Origin of the sequence: Mesorhizobium sp. M7A.F.Ca.CA.004.06.1.1, assembly GCF_003999135.1 — a bacterium.
Classification (GTDB): domain Bacteria; phylum Pseudomonadota; class Alphaproteobacteria; order Rhizobiales; family Rhizobiaceae; genus Mesorhizobium.
In genome coordinates this window covers 1-540 of the sequence record NZ_RZPQ01001393.1, presented here as the reverse complement: position 1 = coordinate 540, position 540 = coordinate 1, and the positions used below count along the sequence as shown (strand labels likewise).

Genomic DNA, 540 nt, shown 5'->3' with positions numbered 1-540 from the left:
CATCCTCGGTGCTGTCCTTGATCTCCTGCGCGGAAAAACCCTCGAGGATGCCGCGGATCTTGTCCTTGGAGCACGAGCACTGGTCGGCGACCGGGACGCCGCCGAAGACGCGCACGCCATGCTCGTGGAACAGCCTGTAAAGCAGCCGCTCGGCACCGATTGTCGGGTCGATCAGTTCGGTCGGCTCGATCGTGCCGAGCAGCGCCAGCAACTCCTGCCAGGAATTGTCGACCGGGTCGTGGATCTCCTCGCGCGGATCGCCATCGCCACCCGGCAGATCCGGCACGCGCATGCGCTCGGGCGACTGCGGCAGGAACTGCGCCAGGATACCACCGGCGCGCCACTGCTCGCGGGCACCGCCAGGACCGGGCGTCAAAAGCTTGGCCACCGACAGCCTGAGATCGGTCGGGATCTGTTCCGACTGGCGAAAATAGGTGCGTGCCGCATCTTCCAGCGTCTCGCCGTCGAGCTGGACGATACCCTGATAGCGCTGCGTGTGAGCACCCTGGTCGATGGTCAGCGCCAGCACGCCCCTCCCCA

General features: G+C 66.3%; 1 protein-coding gene. It reads right to left on the bottom strand.

Annotated elements, in window-relative coordinates; all coding sequences use genetic code 11:
* Positions 1-540, bottom strand: a 540-nt coding sequence (locus EN906_RS36545; protein WP_206529300.1) for an Hsp33 family molecular chaperone HslO, incomplete at both ends; no start/stop codon positions are given.